Source organism: Sorangium sp. So ce693 (assembly GCF_051521375.1).
Taxonomy (GTDB): Bacteria; Myxococcota_A; Polyangia; order Polyangiales; family Polyangiaceae; genus Sorangium; species Sorangium atrum.
The window spans coordinates 2,156,732-2,172,523 of the sequence record NZ_CP150347.1 but is presented as its reverse complement, the minus strand read 5'-3'; the positions used below and the strand labels follow the sequence as shown (position 1 = coordinate 2,172,523).

Genomic DNA, 15,792 nt, shown 5'->3' with positions numbered 1-15,792 from the left:
AAGCGCGAGCGCTCACGCAGGGCGGCTGTTCAGCCGCACCCGGCGGAAGGTGCGCCGCGCGTGGGGCACCCAGCCGTGGAAGTGCCAGCGCGCGGCCATGACCAGCCCGCGGACCCACTCGTCGGCGGCGTAGGCGACCCAGACGCCGGCGAGCCCCCAGCCGAGGTGGACCCCGAGCAGCCAGGACAGCCCGACGGCCACGGCGAACATCGAGAAGACGCCGAACCCGACCGGGAAGCGGGCGTCGCCGGTGGCGCGGAGCCCGTTGATGACGACCAGGTTGAGCGTGCGGCCCGGCTCGACGAGGAGGGTCAGCCAGAGCAGCCGGGAGCCTGTGGCGATCACCTCGGGATCGCGCGAGAAGAGGCCGAGCAGGTGGGGGCCGAGGAGCGCTGTGGCGATCACCAGGCTCACGCACACGCAGAACCCGATCGCCAGGCCGCCGCGCACCAGGCGATCGGCGCCCTGCAGATCGCCGGCGCCGATGCGGTGCCCGACCACGATCTCGGTCCCGAAGCCGATCGCCATGCCGAACAGGAGCAGGAAGTGCACGATCTGCATCGTGTACGTATGCGTGGTGAGCGCCGTTTGCCCCATGTTGGCGACCATCGCCAGGATGATCATGAAGCTGATGCGATAGACCACGTTCTCGCCCGCCCCCGGCAGGCCGATGTGCAGCATCTCGCGGAGGCGATCGGGGCGAATGCGCCAGAAATCCTCGAAGGTCGGGCGGATTCCGAGGCGCGAGATCCACAGCTGCCGGTGCATCCAGAACGAGAGCGCGCGTCCGACCACCGCGGCGAGCGCGAGCCCCATCATGCCGAGCCCAGGAGCCCCGCCGACACCGAACATGAGCGGCAGGCTGAGCGCGAGCTGCACGATGTACATGACGACGATGAGGCGCAGCGTGTCGCGGGTGTAGGTGTGCGCGCGCAGCACCGAGCCCATCGAGAAATTCACCGCGTCGAACGCCAGCATCACGCCGACCGCGATCAGGTAAGGCTCCGCGATCGGGAACAGGGACGGCGGCAGGCGCATCAGCTCGAGCAGCGGCCTCGCGCCGATGGCGATGACGGCGAAGCTGAAGATGCCGAGCCAGAGGTTGGCCGCGAGCGACGCGCGCGCGACCTGCTCCGCGCCGGCCCGGTCCCGCGCGCCGAGATACTGGGTGACCACAACGCTCGCGCCGACGCTGACGAAGCGAAAGGTGATCATGAAGGTCAACATGATCTGGTTGGACAGCCCGTACGCGGCGGCGGCCTCGTCCGACAGGCGGCTGACCAGCCATACGCCGAACACGCCGACGAGCATGTGCAGCAGGTTCTCGCTGAAGATGGGCCAGGTGATCTCCAGCAAACGCGGGCGAGGAAGAACGGGGGCAGGTAGGACCGATTGCAAAGCGCCGCATCCTACTCTGCCGAGGGGCATCTCGCCACGACGGAGCATGACCACGCGAGCGGCGTCGCGCGTAGCGCGGCCGTGGTCGTACGCGTCGTACGCGGAACGAAGGTTGGTGCCGCTGTCGCCTATCTCCTCACGGCCCGCGCGATCGCACGGCAACCTAGCGAGACCGCGCGAGACCGCGAGAATGACACCCGACTGCCCCGCGCCGCCCTCAGCGGCGCAGACGGAGAGGAGGGCCTCCGGCAACACACGCAAGAGCGTGTTCTCGCTCGCACCGTTGCATGCTTGTCCCTTCCCGCATCCTTGCGTATCGATTACTCTGGGAATGGGCGGAACAGGGCACACTCGTCCTTCTGCGCCTGGAGGATCAAATGGGGATATTGCACGGCAGCGCCCGATGGCTCCTGGCCGCGGCGGCCACGGCGCCGGCTGTCGCTGGCGGATGCTCCTGCGGCGATGCCAGCGGGACGATCGGCGCCACGTCCGGCGGCGGAGCCGACCTGGGCGCAGGGGGTCAGAGCGCGGGGGGCGGCGGCTCCGGGGGAATCCCCTTCCTGGCGGGGAGCGGCAGGTCAGGGGTCGGGGGCGGCGGGTGTGAGGGGCTCGAGTGCCAGCAGATCGCCTGTCCCGGCGGCGGCAAGACCACCGTGAGCGGCACCGTGTACGAGCCCGGGGGCAAACTCCCGCTGTACAACGTCACGGTGTACGTCCCGAACAGGGCGCTCGAGCCCATCACCGACGGCGCGACCTGCGATCGGTGCGACGTCACGCTCTCCGGCGATCCGATCGCGACCGCGCTGACCGACACGAACGGGCGTTTCGTGCTGGAGAACGTGCCGGTCGGGGAGGACGTCCCGCTGGTCGTCCAGCTCGGCAAATGGCGGCGCCAGATCACCCTGCCGAAGGTCGAGGGGTGCGTCGACAACCCGACCGTGGACAGGACGGTCCGCCTGCCGCGCAGCAAGGCCGAGGGCCACCTCCCGAAGATCGCCTTGACGACCGGCGGCTCGGACGTGCTGGAGTGCCTTCTGTACAAGATGGGAATCGACGCGTCGGAGTTCACGCCGGAGGCGGGCGACGGGCGGGTGAACCTGTTCGTCGGGCGCGCCATCGAGGGCGACAGCGCGACGAGCAGGTACCGAGACGGCCTGAACGACGGCGCGCCCTTCTCGCCGGCGCGAGGGTTCTGGAGCTCGCTCGACAACCTGAGGCAATACGACATGGTGATCCTGTCGTGTGAAGGCTCCGAGTTCGGGGACGACAAGCCGGAGGCCGCGCGGCGCGCGATGTTCGACTACGCCTCGGCGGGAGGCCGCGTGTTCGCGTCGCACTGGCACAACACCTGGCTCCGGCTCGGCCCGGAGCGGTTCCCGGAGACGGCGACATGGGACGAGGAGAGCGATCCCGACGACGGGCTCCCCGTGCTTGTCGACACCACGTTCCCGAAGGGCCTGGCGCTCCGGGACTGGCTCGCCAACGTGGGAGCGTCGACCGTGCCAGGGCAGATCGAGATCAACGATCCGCAGCACTGGGTCGACTCGGTGAACGAGGAGATCGCGACGCGGTGGCTCTACAACGACGCCAACGCGGATTTCGACGCGCCCGCGGGGGTCAAGTACTTCACGTTCAACACGCCCATCGGCGCGCCGGAAGCGGAGCAGTGCGGAAGGTTCGTGTACACGGACATCCACGTGGCGGCGAGCGACGTCGCCGGGGCGCCGTTCCCGAGCGGCTGTCAGGACCGCGGCGGGGCGACGCATGAGCTGACCGCCCAGGAGAAGGCGCTGCTCTTCATGCTGTTCGACCTGTCGGCCTGCATCGCGCCGGACGACGAGCCGCCGCCGGTGCCCGTGCCGAGGTGACGAGCGCCTCGACGGCGCGGCGAGATCCCTCTCCGGGCCCTGCGGTGGTCATGGTGGCTGTCGACGAAGAGGCGCCGGACGCCAGGCGAGCCGGACCACGGCGGCGGGCGCGGAGTCGAGCCGGGCGCGGCGCTCGAGGCTCGACATTCCGGGGCACTCGCTCGCGATTTCCTGAGCGATATTGACGCCCTGCGCATGGATACGCGGCTGCCCAGGGTGGTCACCCGACCACCAAGGGGAGCACTGTAGCCTGCGTGGACCCGCGCGGGACAGCCCCCCACACAGGCCAGAGACGCAGCGCAGCAGCGCCCGCTCCACGAGCTCCGCCAACTGGCATATTTTTTGCGAAATTTTCGCTGCCAGCACACCACAGCTCACTCGAGTCGGCGCCCGTGAAGGCTTCGCCTCACGCTCCCGCCGGAGATCACCGGCCGCAGTTGGGCCCTGCACGCACTGACACTGTATTCCATCACACAAACAGCATGGAGTTTGTCTCTTATTCAGGGGCACGCAGAGGGCTTGCCAGGGCGCGGAACTGCCCTTTTAATGCCGCGCCATCCGGATACTTTCCTTGGAGGACATGATGAAAAGTGTTTTGCTTCGCGGTGTGCCTGGCAGGTCGAGGTGGTCATTCGGCCTTGCGGTGGTTGCGTTGCAAGCCACCGTGCTGATCGGCTGCGGTGACACGGCGACGGACGACGGCGTGGGCGGCGCGGGCGGCGCAGGCGGCGCGGGCGGCGGCGGGGCGACCTCCGCCAGCTCGACGACGTCGAGCGCCTCGACGACCTCCGCCAGCTCGACGACGTCGAGCGCCTCGACGACCTCCGCCAGCTCGACGACATCGGCCTCGACGACCTCGGCGACGACATCGGCCTCGTCCACGACGAGCGCGAGCACCGGGGGGGTGCCCACGGACGGCACGCCGGTCGAGCGTCATGGCCGGCTCCGGGTCATGAACGGCAACATCGTCGGCGAGCACGGGTCCCCGGTCCAGCTCAAGGGCATGAGCCTGTTCTGGAGCCAGTGGAGCAACTACTACAACGGCAATGTCGTCAACTCGATCGCGGACAACTGGGACGCGACCGTCGTCCGCGCTGCCATGGGCATCGAGGGCGAGGACGGGTACCTCCAGGACGCGGGCGCCCAGAAGGCCAAGGCGAAGACCATCGCCGACGCGGCGATCGCGAAGGGCATCTACGTCATCCTCGACTGGCACGACCACAACGCGCACCAGCACCTGGACCAGTCGAGGAACTACTTCCGCGAGGTGGCGCAGGCCTACAAGAACGTGCCCAATGTCATCTTCGAGGTCTTCAACGAGCCCCTCAACACCAACACCTGGCCCGCGGTGAAGTCCTACGCCGAGGCGGTGATCTCCGAGATCCGCGGCCAGGGCGCGAACAACCTGATCATCGTCGGCTCGCCGAACTGGTCGCAGGACGTCGACATCGCCGCGGACAATCCGCTCAGCGATCAGAACGTGGCGTACACCCTCCACTTCTACGCCAACACGCACAAGGCGTCGCTCCGCGAGAAGGCCCAGAAAGCCATCAACAAGAAGCTGGCGCTCTTCGTGACCGAGTGGGGGACCTGCTCCGCCGACGGCAACGGCCAGCTCAACCTCGGCGAGTCGCAGACCTGGCTCGACTTCCTGGACGCACACAACATCAGCTGGGCCAACTGGTCGCTGGGCGACAAGGCCGAGGCGTGCTCCGCGCTCAGGCCCAACGCGAACCCGATGGGCAACTGGAGCGACAACGACCTCACCGAGTCGGGCAAGTGGGTGAAGGGGAAGATCGCAGAGTGATCCGCGCGCGGGTCGCCGGCCGCTCGCGCCGGTGACCCGCCCCCCGACCGAGGGCGCCGCTCACCCGTGCGCTCGTTTGCCCTCCACGGACAGGGGCCGCCCGGCACAGAAGGGGCATTGATCGTCCGGGCTCCAGTCGTCGTCTTCGAGGCCGAGCGCCCGTAGCTGCTCCAGCTCCCACGCGCGCGCCTCGGGCGAGAGCGGGGCGGGACAGATGGACTTATGGTCTCTCAGGCTGCTCAACATGGACGGTCCCGTTCGGTTGTGCTCCGGAGAGCGATTCCGGGATCTATCGCGCACAGCCCTGTAGCGCCCGCGAAATCGGCCGTGCCGCGCCGCGTCTGTCCATGGTTGAGACGAAAGGAAACCACCTTTAAAGGACGGTCCCCCGGAAGCTCGTTAACCAAGCTTCGCGCCGCGTCCTCCTACATCCGAACGTTTACGTGGTCGTGGTCGTGGTCGTGGTCGTCTGAGGATTGATCACATTTCCCCCTTAGTTTTCGCTGCGTTGGCAAGGGCGGCGTTCCAGCCCGTCTCCAGCATGAGCAAGGTCTGCATTCCGCGCGCGAGCGTCAGCCAGCCGGGGGGACCGTTGCGCTTCAGATGTCCACCAAGACCGGCAACGGCGTAGAGCGCATCGACTACCGTCGCCCCCTGAGCCGGCAACTTCTTGGGCTGGTGCTGGTGCAGCAGCTTCAGCTGCGTGGGGTTCAGGGCTCGTTCCGCAGGCGCGTTGGGCTCAAGGCGTGACAGCGAGCGCAGCAGCAGCATCTGCCACGCGATCGGGGCGAACAGCGCCAGCGCGTTCGTCAGGCTCTGGAAGCTCTCGAGCTGGCGCGTCTCGAGGGCGCAGCCGGTCTTGAGCGCCTTGAAGAACTCCTCGATGAGCCACCGTGCCCGATAATGGTCGACGATCGCTCCGATCTGGTCGGGCGTGTCGACGGGCTCGTTGGTGGCCAGCACCCACGCCACCGGCTCTTCGCCCGCTGGCGGGTCGATCTCCTGCACAACCACGACGTTGACCGCGAGCTCTTCGGCCAGCTCGGGCAGGTAGTAGGGACGGCGCAGCGCCACGCGCCGCGCGCCGACGCCCAGCGTGGCCATCCGCTCCGAGCGCTCGGGGTGCGCGCGTTTGCTCGCCGGTACAGGGCCGGCGCGGCGTTGGGTGAGCACGACCTCGCGACTGAGCCGGATCGGCAGCTCGACCAGCGCCTCGCTCAGCCGCAGCCGTGCGCTGTCGTCGAGCGATTCTTCCTCGTCCTCGGCCAGTTCCGACACGTTTCGATCCCGCGCCATGCGCACGACGAAGCGGTGGCCCTGCTCGACCATGGCGCACAGAAGCGGGTAGGCGTCGGCCTCGCGGTCCATGATGTGCAGCAGCGACGTGCGGTCGCCCACGGCCTGCTCGGCCGCCTCCACCTGCCGCAGCCAGCGCGTCGACTCCTTGTCGGCCACGCGCGCATAGTCGCTGCCCGTCCTGTTTTTCTTGCGTGGGCTCTTGGAGAGGGCGGAGGCTTTGCGGGCCCAGCAGGCAAGGCCCAGCAGTCCAAGCGGCTGGTTGATCGCGTCGGTGGCCACGGCGAGCGTCGCGTGCGCCAAAAAGCCCTGGGTGTCCTTGCCGTTGAGCGGACCGAGCCCTTTGCGTGCTCCGTCGCCGTCGAAGGCGACCGCGGTGGTGTCATGCACCGCACGAACCGTGTCGTGACCGGCCATCCGCCCGAGGGTCTGCTCGCTGTGGGCTTGCACCAGCGCACCATACGACACGCGCTTGTTGCCAAGGAGCCGGTAGAAGCCCTCCAGCTCGGCTTCTGTCTTCAGCGAGTCCGGGAAACTCTCGCCCGGCGCCACGCTCAGCCGCGCCACCACAGCCCGGACCCGCTGATGCAGGCGCGCGTCGCCCAGCTGCACCGTCTCGAACTCGCGCACGATCGACGGCATCGCTTCCGGTACATCGGGATTTCCCATGATATTTCAGACGCTTGGCGCGTCCGAAACGGATCAAAAATGTGCGGGATCCTCAGTCGTGGTCGTGGTCGTTTACGTGGTCGTGGTCGTGGTCGTCAACGATAGGTCGTGAACGACCACGACCACGACCACGACCACGACCACGTAAACGTTCACGTTCACGTTCACGTTCACGTAAACGTGAACGTAAACGTTCACGTTGGTGACGGGTGGTGGGGTAGCGGGGACGGCGCGCTCTTCAGCGAAGCCCCCCCGCCCGCAGCCGCTCAGCGACCTCCCGCCGTCGCAGCTTGCCGCTCGTCGTCTTGGGCAGCTCGCCCGGCTGAACCAAAACGACCTGGTCGACCGTAACGCCGTTCGCCCGCAGCGCCTCCCGCACGCGCTCCGCGAGGCCGGCGTGCTCGGACGCCCCGGCGCGCGTCTCGGCCACGACATAGACCGACTCGGTCTGGCGCTCCTCGACGAACAGCCCGACCGCGACCACACACCCGGCCCGGATCCCGTCGACCCGGGAGGCGATCTCCTCGATCACGGCGGGGATCATCGTGTGACCGCCCTTGATGATCACCTCCTTCTTCCGGCCGGTGACGAACAGCGTCCCTCGATCGATGAACCCGAGATCGCCCGTCCGCAGCCACCCGCCCACGAGCGCCTCGGCCGTCGCCTCGGGCTCGTTGAAATAGCCCTCCATCACCGTCTCCGAGCGCACCTCGATCTCCCCCACCGTGCGCTCCGGAACCGGGCTGCGCTGGGCGTCCACGATCCGGATCTCCGTGTGCGGGATCGGCCTGCCGACGCCGGTGAGCTCCAGCGAGAGGGGGCCAGGCGCCGCCTCCTCGACGCGCCCCTCGCGCTCCAGCAGGCCGCGATCCACCGTAAGGGCGCGCGGCTCGGCGTAGAGGTCCGGGAAGGTCACGGCGACCGTCGCCTCGGCCAGCCCGTAGACGGGGAAGAACGCCTCGATGCGGAAGCCGCAGGGCGCGAACGCCTCGGCGAAGCGGCGGAGCAAGGCGGGGGAAATCGGCTCGGCGCCGATCATCGCGCACCGCCACGCGCCGAGATCGAGGCCCGCCTCGACGGCGCGGCGGGCGAGGCCGATGCAGATCGCATAAGCGCTCGGCGGCCCGAGCGAGATGGCGCCCCGGATGCTCGACATGTCCGCGAGCCACGAGAACGGCCGCGTCCGGAACTCGAGCGGCGAGAGCATGTGAACGGGGAAGTCGTTGAAGAGCGGGAAGAGCAGCCCGCCGACGAGGCCCATGTCGTGGTGGAGCGGCAGCCACGAGACGCCCCCCGCGCCCTCGCCGCGCACCGGGAGCCGCTGGCTCATCGCGTCGAGGTGCAGCATCAGCCGCTCGTGCGGGATCACCACGCCGCGCGGGTGCCCGGTGCTGCCGCTCGTGAGCTGGATGAGCGCGGGCCCTGGCGCGCGCTCCGGATCGGGCAGCGAGCCCGCGAGCGGCGCGTCGAGCAGCGGCTCGGCGGCGAGCTGGAGGAGGCCGTCCGTCCCCTCCTCGCCCTGCGCGAAGCCGAGCAGCGCGGACGAGACAACGAGCGCGCGCGCGCCGACGCGGGCGGCCGTCCGCCGGAGCTCGCCGAGGAACGCCGGCACGTCCGTGAGCCGGTAGGGCACCCCGACCTGGATCGGCACCGCGCCGAGCACCCAGACGCCGAAGAGGCACGGCACCGCCACCTCCACGTCCGTTACAAGCAGGAGCACGCGATCGCCGGGGCGCACCCCCGCCGCGAGCAGGCCCGACGCCGCCGCGCACGCGCGGCGCCAGTACTCCGCCCACGACCAGCCGACGAACTCGCCCTGCTGCTTGTGATAGAACCCGAATCGATCCGGCGTCGCCTCGGCGCGCGCCCTGAGCAGGCCCGCGACCGTCCGCGCAGCGAGCCCGCGGCTCACGGCGCCTGCCTCGGCTCGGGCGAGGGCGCGACGCCGAGGCGCTCGCGGCCGCCGCCCTTCGTCGCCACGATCATGTACTCGAGCGCGGTGCGGCGCGCGAAGGAGAGCCGGCCCACGGTCATGTACGTCTGGAGCAGCCGCGAGAAGCCGGGCGCGCGGGCGTCGATCCGGGCGCGGTTCGCGCGCACGTTGTCGATCCACCGGGCGACCGTGTGCACGTACGAGCTCGTGAGATCCTCGACGCGCCGGACATCGAGGCCGGCCTGCTCGATCAGCCCGAGCTCCTCGGCCAGCGAGATCAGACGGCAATAGCCAAGCGCCTCGACGAAGATGTACTGCGTCGCGGCGCTCTCCCGGTCCCCGCGGGCGCGCGCCGGAAAATAGCAGTCGGAGATGAGCAGCCTGCCGCCCGGGCGCAGCGCGGCGGCGATCTTCTGGTGGATCCGCTCGCGGTTGTGCATGTGCACGATGCTGCCCACGAAGAGCACGGCGTCGAGCGACTCGGGCGCGAGGTCGATGTCCTCGATATGCGCGAGATCGATGCGGACCCGCGAGGCGACCCCCGCCCGATCGGCGCGGCGGAGCGCCTCCTGCCGCTGCTTGTCGCTCAGCGTGACGCCCTGGAAGCTCCCGCCTGTGCGCTCGGCGAGATAGACGAGGTTCGAGCCCCAGCCGCACCCCACGTCGAGCACGCGCTCTCCGGGGTGGATGTCGAGCTCGCGGCGGACCCAGTCGTACTTCCGCTCTTGCGCCGCCTCGAGGCTCTCGGCGGGATCGAGGAAGATGCCCGTCGCGTAGGCCAGCCGGCTGTCGAGGACCATGGAGAATATCTCCGGGTCGTTCTGGTAATGCGCGGCGACCTCGCGCCGCTCGTGCTCCCGCTGCTCCTCGGGCGTCCGGACGGCGGCCTCGCGCTCGGCGCGCGTGCGCGGGGCGATCAAGGCGCCCCTCCCCGGCCGCCCCGCGCCGCGATCTGCGCCTCGACGAAGGCGATGACGTCACCGACCGTGCTGATCTGCGCCTGATCGGGCGCCGCGAAATCGGGCGCCACGATCTGGAATCGCTCCTCGAGCGCGACGTTGACCTCGATGAGCGCCAGTGAATCCACGCCGAGGCCGCTCTCGAGCGACAGGTCGGGAGTCACGGCATCGACGCTCATCCCACATCGCTCTGCAATGATGGTGCGGACCTCTCTGGCGATCTCCGGATCTCCCCCGCCCGCCGCCTGCGGCTGCTTCCGAAGCGCCGCCTCACTCTTGTTCATCGCGCTCTCCAGTCCAGGGTTCGGCGCGCGCGACCTTCAGCACGCCAGCGCGATAAATGCTCATGCCAGCGCCGGTCACGGCCGTAGCGCGACGTACCATGATCGCCAGTCGTCGTCCATGGCCGGACGAGCCCGCTCGACCGCGAGGTCAGCGCGTCGCGGGCGCGCTGGCGCGCTGCGCGCGCCGGAACCTACGCGCAACAGACGCGCGACGGACGCGCGAGGCCCAGCCGCGGCGCCTCGCCGCGGCCCGGCGCGAGCGGCTCAATCGCCGAAATCGCCGTCGAACCCGCCGCCGTCATCGAACCCGCCGCCGTCATCGACCCCGTCGCCGTCATCGCCCCACGGCTCGCCGTCATCCGCCCCATCCCCCTCGTCGCCCGCCGAGAGGTCGTCGCCGCCGCGATCCGCGTCGTTCAAGAGGTCAGGATTCTCGGCGGCCTCCTGCGCTGTGCCGAGCATCGTGCCCGCCGGGTTCACGAGGAGGACGTTTGGAGGCGTGAGCATGTGCATGAACGAGGTGATGAGCATCACGTCCAGCATCATCCCGAGCGGGCTGGGTGGGTAATAGACGACGAACGGGTCATAGCCCGGGTGCGTGGGGCTCACGGGAGGCCGCTCGGCGCCCGCGGCGTCGCCCGCGCCGTCGGCCGCCGGCGCGTGCACGACGCGCGCGTCGGCGTGGTGATGCTCCACGCGCGCCTCGGGCATCGTGGCCTTGAGGGCGCCCTCGACCCGACCGACGAAGGACTCGAACTGCAGCCGCGCCGCCTCGAACAGCGCCGGATCCTTCGCCAGGGGCTCGACGCGGCGGCGGTAGTCCTCCCCGGACTCGCCGGCTCTCGGCTCGAGGTCCCGCAGGCGCCCGCCGATGGAGACGAGCCCCGACGGCTCGTCGTCGGCGTGCTCGGTGCGCGCCCGCGTCTCGATGACGAGGTGCAGCCCTGCTTCCTCGTGCTCGGCGGCGAACCTGAGCTCGCTGAAGCCGCGCCCGAACACGGCGGAATGCTCGGACAGCGCGAGCACGAGATCGGGAAGATCGTCCGGCTTCCCGTCGGTGTCCTGGAAGATGACGGTGTCATCGATGACGAGCGAGAGGGCGTTCGTGACCCCGAGCTGGACGAGCGCCCGCCGCACCTGATCGACCACGGCGGTGGCCTCGAGCTCGACGCGCACACGATCGGTGTCGAGATCCACCGTGGCGCCGAAGCTGCGCTTCAGCTTCTCCCAGACGGTGGGGTTGCGCTGGATGATGCTGCCCTTGAGCGAAACGTGGATCTGTCCGATGAGCCGCATAGGCGCTACTTAGCACCGCGGCGGCGCGCGATCGCCGACGGCGCTCGCGAGCGTGGAGGGCAGCAGGGGCACGAGCGCCGGCTGAGCGTTCGACGACGCACCGCGCGCCGCGCGGCGGCGCAGGAGCCCGGCCGCCCCTGGCCCCTGGCCGACGGAGCTAGCCGAACGTGAACCGCTGCGCCACGCGCTTGTACGCCTGCTCGACGACGCGGCGGGCGTGGTGGATCGGGTTGGAGTGGGGGAACTGCAGCGAGGGCGGCGCGACCTCGTCGACGCCGTGCGTGGAAGACGCCGCGTCCGAGAGCCGGCGCGCGAGGGCGCCCACGGTGTCGACCTCGAAGTCCTTCGAGTTCTCGTCGAGGAAGCGGCAGAGCCCGCGGAGCCGCTCGACGTTCAGCCGGTTCGGGAAGCCGCGGCGCGCCTCCGCCGAGTCGAGGAAATAGAACTCGAACGAGTGCGTAACCAGCGTGACCTCCTTCACCCCGAGGGCGCGGTAGCGGAGGAGGCAGTGCTTGATCTCGTCGAGCGTCACCGCCGTGATCTGAAGGTGCCTGAAGCGCTTCGTGGGCTCGATGAAGTTCGTGACCGGCAGCTCGTACACCCCGGGCTCGGGCGTCTCGAAGAGGCCGAGCCGCGCGCCCGGATACTGCATCTTGCAGTTCTTGCTGAAGTAGCAGGGGTTGTAGTTGCTGCTGAGCACGAGCCCCGCCCGCTTCATCGCCTGCCAGGTGTCGTTGTTCGCGCCGAAATTGCCGGCGCGGTAGCCGAGCAGCTCGCTCGCCGGGACGCCCGCGCGCACGAGCAGGTCGCGCCCCTCCAGGAGGAGCCGCGTCTGCTCCTCGACCGGGTAGTCGGCGATGTCGTCGGAGATCCGGGGCTCGCCCCGGGTGTGCCAGTCCGCGCGCCGCTGCACGGGGTGCACGTGCAGCTGCACATCGTGGCCGCGGCTGTGGAGCGCCTGGCACACGCTCGTCAGCCCCTCCATCCCGAAGCTGTACGAGCCGATGGCCTCGACGAAGAACGTCCCGCGCTGGCCGTACGCCTCGAGCTCGCGCATGATGAGCTCGATCCCGAGGGGGTCGCGCTGGTTGACGAAGCGGCCCCAGATCCGGAGATCGTAGCCCATCGCGGGAGACTTGGTATCGCCCAGGATGCGCTCCTCGGCGCACTCCACGTCCACGGTGATGTATACCCGCGTCCTCCCGTCAGCCATCGCCAGCTCCTCCCTCGCCACGCTTCTGAAGAACCATCGTGATCGTCGGGGACACGAAGCCCACGTGCATCCCGAGCGGGCCGAGCAGCCGATTCGCTGCCGAGAAGGCCATGCGCCGCGGCCCCGACAGCCCCATCTTGGCCTTCAGGTCGACGATCAGCCGGCCCCGATCCTGCTGCGAGATGTCGACATAATCGCCGAACCCGCGCCGGAGCTGCCAGGGAAATACGCTGTAGACCGACCTGCCCGGGAACAGCGGGCGCAGCAGCCGAGGCACATAATTGATCAGGGCGCGGCCGCTGTGGCACTCGACCGGCCACAGGCGGTTGCTCGTGCCCAGGATGACGATGAACCCCCACGGCCCGAGCACCCGATCGATCTCGCGCTGGACGATCGGCAGGCGCTCAGGCGGGACGTACTCGAGCACGCTGTTGCAGGAGACGAGCTCGAACTCGCCGTCGGCGAACGGCATCGCGGTCGTGTCGGGGACGTGATGAACGCGGATCTTGTCCGACAACCCGTGGCGCTCGGCGTTCAGCTGCGCCAGCTCGACGTACATGGGATCGATATCGAGCGCGGTCACGTCGGCGCCCAGGGTCGCGAGCACGATCGCCGTCCCACCGAAGTGGCAGCCGAACTCGAGCACCTTCTTGCCGCGGACCGACGTGAAGAGGTCGTCGTAGGCGTGGCGGCTGCGCCGCCACTCCCACGTGGCATACCCCCCGACCCACGGGTCGTCGGGATCCCAGCCGTGGCGCCGCGCGCACTCGCGGAAGCGGCGATCGGCGTCTGCGTCTCGGACAGCCGGCGGGGTGGCGACGCTCTGGCTCGGCTCGCTCATCGGGGAAAGGATCAAGCGTCGGCTGTCCCTGCGGGCAGCAGGGGCGCCCGGTAGATGGCGAACAGGAAGGGCGAGAACCAGGGGTTCGTCTCGCCGGGGACCACCCGGCGCGCGATCGCCTTGAGGGGCCCGACGAGCTTCCAGACGGCGCGCCGCGCCAGGAGCGGCGCCTCATCGTCCAGCCAGAAATCGAAGTGGCCGCCGGTGTATCGGGCCTGGACGATCTCGGCGCCATTGCGGCGGGCGGCGGCCTCCAGGAACGGCAGATTCATGATGCGGGTGTTGTGGCCTTTCAGGTTCTTGCGATCGAGCAGCCAGTGGAGCGCCCTCTGCCCGCCGGCGAAGTTCGGCATGCCCACGACCACGGTGCCTCCCGGCTTCACCAGCTCGAAGTGCCGATCCATCACCGCCGCCGCGTCATCGAAGTGCTCGATGAACCCGAAGGAAGCAACGATATCGAACTTCTGCTGGGGCTTCCAGCTGAAGAAGTCCCCCTTCTCGATCTTGCCGACCTTGATGCCCCGCTTCCGGATCTCCTGCTCGACGACCTCCGGGTCGCAGGCGTAATCCAGGCCGTACGCCGTGAACCCCAGGCGCCCACAGAAGTCGACCAGGATACGGCCTGGCGCGCAGCCGATCTCGAAGAACGACAACCCCTCCCCGCGCGGCAGGAAGGGAGCGACGTCGTCGTAGATCTCGCAGCCGCCACCCAGATCGTCGGTGCCGATGTAGCCCTTCCAGTGGTTCTCCCAGTACTCCTGTGACGTGAGCTTCAACGTCGCCTCCTCGATGCCATCGCGAAAAGGGCGGCTCCACGAGGAGCCTCCCGGAGAACCGCAGTCGACCACGCGCGGCGCGGGCGATCGAATGCTGCCCGAGATTCTTCCAGTTTGACGAATCCTAGAGGACCGGGCGGCTCACATGCAAGCCGGCCCTCCGCCTTCTTCCCGCGCCTCCGCTCTTCAACGTTCCTCGACGTTCCTCGACGTTCCTCGACGTTCCTCGACGTTCCTCAGCGCAGGCGCACGCAGGCGCACCCACGCGGCGCGGGGTCGCCGCGCCTGCGCGGGGCCGCCCGGGCCCGCTCCCCGGAGCTCCACCCCGCGCGCAGCGGTCGCGCGTCGCCAGCGCTAGGAGGCGGCCCCCTTCTGGAGGCGCTCGCGGAGCAGGACCTCGAGCGAGGCGAGCGCCTTCGCGAAGCCGTCGATGCCCTCGCTCAGCTTGTCGCTCGCCATCCGGTCGGCGGTGTGCATGGCGCGGAACGCCGCCTCATCCATCGGGATCTTCGCGATCTGCAGGGCGCGCGCCGCGTCGGGGTCGAGCTTCCTCGGCAGGTCGCCGCGCGCGGAGGAGAGCTCCGAGAGCAGCTTCGGCGAGATCGTCAGGAGGTCGCAGCCGGCGAGCTCCTTGATCTCGTCGAGGTTGCGGAAGCTCGCGCCCATCACCTCGGTCTTGTAGCCGTGCTTCTTGTAGTAGTTGTAGATCTTCGTGACCGAGACGACGCCGGGGTCCTCGGCCGGCGCGTAGCTCGTGCGGCCGGTGTCCTTCAGGTACCAGTCGAGGATGCGCCCGACGAACGGCGAGATGAGCGTCACGCCGGCCTCGGCGCACGCGATCGCCTGGTGCAGCCCGAAGAGCAGCGTGAGGTTGCAGTGGATGCCCTCCTTCTCGAGGACCTCCGCCGCGCGGATGCCCTCCCACGTCGAGGCGATCTTGATGAGGACGCGCTCGCGCGAGACGCCGGCCTCCTCGTAGAGGCGCACGATGCTCCGGCCCTTCTCGATGGTCGCCTGGGTGTCGAAGGAGAGGCGCGCGTCGACCTCGGTCGAGACGCGGCCGGGGATGATCTTCAGGATGCGCAGGCCGAAGTCGACGGCGAGCCGGTCGAACGCGAGGCTCACGACGTCGCCCGGCTCCTTGCCCCGGCCGGCCTCCTTCTGGCCCCAGGCGAGCGCGCCGCTCACGATGTCGGCGTACTCGGGCATCTGGGCCGCCGCGGTGATGAGCGACGGGTTCGTCGTCGCGTCCTGGGGGCGGAATTTCTCGATCGAGTTGATGTCGCCGGTGTCCGCGACGACGACGGTGTACGCCTTGAGGCGCTCCAGCAGGTTCTGGTCCATGGGCGCCATTGTACGAGCAGCCAGCCAGGACGCTTCAAAGCTTTCGTGGCCTTCGTGTGAGGACCCCCCTCCGGCTGGATGCACGGCCGGCGGTGGCCTATGGAGAGG

At 69.3% G+C, this 15,792-nt stretch carries 15 protein-coding genes; 2 read left to right on the top strand and 13 right to left on the bottom strand.

What is annotated here, in order from left to right; all coding sequences use genetic code 11:
• Positions 1-12: 12 nt before the first annotated feature.
• Complete coding sequence (locus WMF14_RS08290) at positions 13-1,749, bottom strand: MATE family efflux transporter (protein WP_437799841.1); 1,737 nt, start codon at positions 1,747-1,749, stop codon at positions 13-15.
• Positions 1,750-1,775: 26 nt separating this feature from the next.
• Between WMF14_RS08290 and WMF14_RS08285 the strand changes: the two genes are divergently transcribed.
• Positions 1,776-3,266 (top strand): carboxypeptidase-like regulatory domain-containing protein, encoded by a 1,491-nt coding sequence (locus WMF14_RS08285; RefSeq protein ID WP_437799839.1) that lies wholly within the window; start codon positions 1,776-1,778, stop codon positions 3,264-3,266.
• Between the two features lie 543 nt (positions 3,267-3,809).
• Here WMF14_RS08285 and WMF14_RS08280 read toward each other — a convergent pair.
• A complete protein-coding gene (locus tag WMF14_RS08280) occupies positions 3,810-4,163 on the bottom strand; it encodes a hypothetical protein (protein WP_437799837.1) in 354 nt (117 codons plus the stop codon).
• A 7-nt stretch (positions 4,164-4,170) separates the two neighbouring features.
• On the opposite strand from WMF14_RS08280, the gene WMF14_RS08275 reads away from it, so the two are divergent.
• Complete coding sequence (locus WMF14_RS08275) at positions 4,171-5,073, top strand: glycoside hydrolase family 5 protein (protein ID WP_437799835.1); 903 nt, start codon at positions 4,171-4,173, stop codon at positions 5,071-5,073.
• 60 nt (positions 5,074-5,133) lie between these two features.
• On the opposite strand, the gene WMF14_RS08270 is transcribed toward WMF14_RS08275, so the two are convergent.
• The 11 genes from WMF14_RS08270 to WMF14_RS08220 all read right to left on the bottom strand — a co-directional run bounded on the left by WMF14_RS08270 (position 5,134) and on the right by WMF14_RS08220 (position 15,684).
• Entirely contained in the window at positions 5,134-5,319 is a 186-nt protein-coding gene (locus WMF14_RS08270) for a hypothetical protein (protein ID WP_437799833.1), read from the bottom strand.
• 234 nt (positions 5,320-5,553) lie between these two features.
• Positions 5,554-7,038: an IS4 family transposase gene (locus tag WMF14_RS08265; RefSeq protein ID WP_437792250.1), complete on the bottom strand. Its 1,485-nt coding sequence runs from the start codon at positions 7,036-7,038 to the stop codon at positions 5,554-5,556.
• A gap of 72 nt (positions 7,039-7,110) precedes the next feature.
• Positions 7,111-7,236 (bottom strand): hypothetical protein, encoded by a 126-nt coding sequence (locus tag WMF14_RS08260; RefSeq protein ID WP_437799831.1) that lies wholly within the window; start codon positions 7,234-7,236, stop codon positions 7,111-7,113.
• 40 nt (positions 7,237-7,276) lie between these two features.
• Positions 7,277-8,950, bottom strand: coding sequence for an AMP-binding protein (locus WMF14_RS08255; protein ID WP_437799829.1), 1,674 nt, complete (start codon positions 8,948-8,950; stop codon positions 7,277-7,279).
• The gene (locus WMF14_RS08250; RefSeq protein WP_437799827.1) at positions 8,947-9,891 is read right to left on the bottom strand and encodes an SAM-dependent methyltransferase; all 945 of its coding nucleotides are present in this window, start codon (positions 9,889-9,891) and stop codon (positions 8,947-8,949) included. The genes WMF14_RS08255 and WMF14_RS08250 overlap by 4 nt, the downstream gene beginning before the upstream one ends.
• A complete protein-coding gene (locus WMF14_RS08245) occupies positions 9,888-10,214 on the bottom strand; it encodes an acyl carrier protein (protein ID WP_272101138.1) in 327 nt (108 codons plus the stop codon). The genes WMF14_RS08250 and WMF14_RS08245 overlap by 4 nt, the downstream gene beginning before the upstream one ends.
• Positions 10,215-10,478: 264 nt before the next feature.
• Entirely contained in the window at positions 10,479-11,510 is a 1,032-nt protein-coding gene (locus tag WMF14_RS08240; protein ID WP_437799825.1) for a hypothetical protein, read from the bottom strand.
• Between the two features lie 157 nt (positions 11,511-11,667).
• Positions 11,668-12,723, bottom strand: a complete 1,056-nt coding sequence (locus WMF14_RS08235) for a polysaccharide deacetylase family protein (protein WP_437799823.1) — start codon at positions 12,721-12,723, stop codon at positions 11,668-11,670.
• The gene (locus WMF14_RS08230; RefSeq protein WP_272101135.1) at positions 12,716-13,564 is read right to left on the bottom strand and encodes a class I SAM-dependent methyltransferase; all 849 of its coding nucleotides are present in this window, start codon (positions 13,562-13,564) and stop codon (positions 12,716-12,718) included. Before WMF14_RS08230 ends, WMF14_RS08235 begins: the two co-directional genes overlap by 8 nt.
• An 11-nt stretch (positions 13,565-13,575) precedes the next feature.
• Positions 13,576-14,340, bottom strand: coding sequence for a class I SAM-dependent methyltransferase (locus tag WMF14_RS08225; protein ID WP_272101134.1), 765 nt, complete (start codon positions 14,338-14,340; stop codon positions 13,576-13,578).
• Between the two features lie 354 nt (positions 14,341-14,694).
• Positions 14,695-15,684, bottom strand: a complete 990-nt coding sequence (locus WMF14_RS08220; RefSeq protein ID WP_437799821.1) for a transaldolase — start codon at positions 15,682-15,684, stop codon at positions 14,695-14,697.
• Positions 15,685-15,792: the final 108 nt, after the last annotated feature.

Coding starts and splice junctions, on each gene's coding strand:
- WMF14_RS08285 (WP_437799839.1), top strand. CDS start 1,776: ATGGGGATATTGCACGGCAGCGCCCGATGGCTCCTGGCCGCGGCGGCC.
- WMF14_RS08270 (WP_437799833.1), bottom strand. CDS start 5,319: ATGTTGAGCAGCCTGAGAGACCATAAGTCCATCTGTCCCGCCCCGCTC.
- WMF14_RS08265 (WP_437792250.1), bottom strand. CDS start 7,038: ATGGGAAATCCCGATGTACCGGAAGCGATGCCGTCGATCGTGCGCGAG.
- WMF14_RS08245 (WP_272101138.1), bottom strand. CDS start 10,214: ATGAACAAGAGTGAGGCGGCGCTTCGGAAGCAGCCGCAGGCGGCGGGC.
- WMF14_RS08240 (WP_437799825.1), bottom strand. CDS start 11,510: ATGCGGCTCATCGGACAGATCCACGTTTCGCTCAAGGGCAGCATCATC.
- WMF14_RS08235 (WP_437799823.1), bottom strand. CDS start 12,723: ATGGCTGACGGGAGGACGCGGGTATACATCACCGTGGACGTGGAGTGC.
- WMF14_RS08230 (WP_272101135.1), bottom strand. CDS start 13,564: ATGAGCGAGCCGAGCCAGAGCGTCGCCACCCCGCCGGCTGTCCGAGAC.
- WMF14_RS08220 (WP_437799821.1), bottom strand. CDS start 15,684: ATGGACCAGAACCTGCTGGAGCGCCTCAAGGCGTACACCGTCGTCGTC.